Here is a 3031-nt window from a genome sequence, read left to right as displayed (position 1 = left end):
ATCTTCTTCCAATCGAAGTGGAGAACCTTCCACTACAGTGGCCAAATCAGTGGCAACAATTTGGTCTGAAGCTGCCAGACCATCCCTTATATAGGCATACTGCCCATCTTCAAAAAGAATATTGACTTTCCTAATTTCTAATTTCCCCTCCTGTAATACCCAAATTGTATTCCCGGGTCTTATAAATTGTCTTTCCAGCCGAGCTACATTTTCTAATTTTCGAGCTTCAATTTGAACTTCCACAAAGGTGCCTATGATCAGCTGTGGTTTATTGGAGTCCGGGTTTATACGCAATAGAGGATCGGGAACACTTACGATAACCCTGGCCAATCTTGATTGGCCGTCCAATGCTCCAACCAACCTAGAAACATTTCCTTTCCTAAATTGGCCATCTTCCCAGGCAGAAGGGTGAATAATTTTGACAGGAGCCCCTGAACCTTCTTTGCCCTCACCTATTTCAAGCCAATTTATTTTGGATAGTGGTACATTGGCAATGATCCAGTATTCATCGATTCCCACCAACCTGCCCAAGTCAGATGCCGGAGCGATTTGAGAACCTAGATTTACATTTCTAGACAATATATGCGCATCAAATGGAGCCCGAATTGCAGTTCTTTGCAAATCTAAATTGGCTTGGTTTACAGCAGCCTCTGCTGCTTTAACATTGGCTTTTGCTGCTTCTAGTTGAGGTTTCCTTAGTACCAGGTTTTGATTTTTGGAGGACAACTCATCACCTATGAGTTCATAATCTTTGACTGCTACATCCTGCCGTCCCAATTCCACTTCGTAGTCGGATTGTGCCAAAGCCAGATCACTTTTTCGAAGTGTTAAAGTATTTTCATAATCTGCAGGATTAATTTGCAATAGCATCTCTCCTTTTTTTACATAGGCACCGGGTAGGAATTGAGAGGCAATATGTGTCACTTCCCCTCCAACCTGGTTACTTAATGAAATGTCTGTTGCGGGTTGCACCAGGCCTGTAGCTATCACAGAAGGGTTAAAATCCCCATGTTCTGCCTGTACCACATCTACCAACATTGCAGTGGTTTTAGAAGCACCTTCCATTTCGGCTTCAGGCGCTGTCCAAAAAAAGACTAGGGCTATAAGAATGCTGCAAACCAATAATCCCAAACTTATCCATATGGTTTTTTTTCGCGTCATTTTGTTGAGATTGTGTTTTCCTGAATGCTAAAATCTTCTTCATTTTCAATCGGGCTTTCAAAACCTCCGGCAAGAGCCCGATATAAGCTAAGTCGATATAGCAATAAATTTAATTTTTCGTTCACCAATTCTCTTTTCAATTGTTGCATTTGATCCAAGGTGACAAGAACATCTAAATAAGCAATTGATCCATTCAGGTACTCAACCCGCAATTGATTAAAAGCACGTTCCGCTAATTCCAACTGGCTTTCAAGTTTAATGATGATCTCTTTCTGAAGGTTTTCACGAACCAATGCGTCCTCTACCTCTTGAACCGCCAATAAAACAGTTTGACCATAGGCATTGAGTTGTACCTCACGAAAAGCCTTAGCTTGCTGAGTCTCTGCTTTTAACCTTCCTCCATAAAACAATGGCATCAACAAGCTACCTGTAAGGGAGGCTGCCTGGGATTCAACGAGATTCGTAAGGGTATTGGATCTAAGGGCTCCGGTTAGGTTAAATGACAAACGTGGATAGGTATTACTGATGGCTACAGCCACTTCTCTATCAGCGGCTTCCAATTGATTGAAACTGCTTTGTATATCGGGGCGTCGGTTGATCAATTCCATGGGCAAGCCGGCATTGGGTATTGGGCTTAAAATAGGAAGTTGGACTTCTTCACTGAGGTTCAGCATTCCCGGTGCTTTCCCCAAAAGCACAGCAAGCCTATTTTTCAATACTTTAAATTCCATTTGTATGGCCAAGGCCTCTTCCTTGGTATTTTCTATCAACTGTTCTTGTCGTAAAATATCCACCCCCCTAACTTGTCCACTGGCAAATCGCGTTCGAATAAGGGCTAAAATTTGTTGATTATATTCGGTTTGTTCTTTTATCAAGTTCATTTGTTCTTGATAGGCCTGCATGGAAAACCAGGTCAATGCCACTTCTCCTGCAATGGTAATCCCCATGGTTTGATAATCCAAGTAAGTAGCCATCAACCTGTTTTCAGCTGCCAACTTACTTTGTTTTACCCTTCCCCACAGATCTACTTCATAGCTGGTTCTCAGGGACAGTTGGGTATTTTCTCCCCCTACGAAATCCGGCGCAGGGCGACTGGCTCCACCTTGTAATTCTAAAAATACCTGAGGTACTCTTTGAGAGGCAATTATGGCCACATTACTAGCTTCTTGAGCCACTTGAAACCAAGAACTTTTTAATTCCAGGTTATGGTTTATGGCAGAATCCACTAAGCGATTGAGTTCCGGATCTTGAAATGACATCCACCAACTTGAATCCATAGGGCTAGAGCCCGTAGGCAAAGAATAGGATTCGGGTAAATCAACCGGTACATTTCTGGTGGTCACCTTATTTCCGCAGCCGAAAGTCAAACTAAATAGGGTGAGACCAAAAACAAAAGGCAGGAGCGATTTTCTGGTGATATTGATGGCTTCTAAAAGCGTAAAATTAAGGTCTATATATTGAAACAAAGGACAGCATTTTTTTTTAAGATAAGAAAAATCAATTGGGATACAAAGACAACTTTTTAATTCATAAATTATAACACATTTTATTGAATATTGTTTTAGACTAAAAAGTTATGTTTTTAGTTCTATTTTGAGGAATTGGAACCCATTCAAATATTATAGCTGTGGAGTGTATTAGGTTTGATTGGCTGATGACAATGTATTGAGTTAAATATTAACCAATTGCTTTTAACTCTTATTTTGTAGACTATCTTTCTGTTCTCAATTATACCTGATCCTGAAAGGAACATATGTTTAATAAAAACAGGCACAGTAAGATTCAACCCTGTAGAGGGTCGAACTAACTGACGGGTAGGTTATTATTATAAGCATTTGACCCGTTGTGATGTATTTAAAATATTGTGTTT

Annotated in this window: 2 protein-coding genes; both read right to left on the bottom strand. The window is 40.5% G+C overall.

Annotated elements, in window-relative coordinates; translation table 11 throughout:
- Positions 1–1161: efflux RND transporter periplasmic adaptor subunit (locus AAC037_RS22730; protein WP_339905843.1), on the bottom strand; the 1161-nt coding region annotated here is incomplete at its 3' end.
- Complete coding sequence (locus AAC037_RS22725; RefSeq protein ID WP_339905842.1) at positions 1158–2627, bottom strand: efflux transporter outer membrane subunit; 1470 nt, start codon at positions 2625–2627, stop codon at positions 1158–1160. The genes AAC037_RS22730 and AAC037_RS22725, both read right to left, overlap by 4 nt.
- Positions 2628–3031 lie beyond the last annotated feature (404 nt).

Origin of the sequence: uncultured Cyclobacterium sp., assembly GCF_963976465.1 — a bacterium.
In the GTDB taxonomy this organism is placed as follows: domain Bacteria; phylum Bacteroidota; class Bacteroidia; order Cytophagales; family Cyclobacteriaceae; genus Cyclobacterium.
The sequence above is the reverse complement of the archived record's forward strand: the minus strand, read 5'-3'. Positions and strand labels throughout refer to the sequence as shown.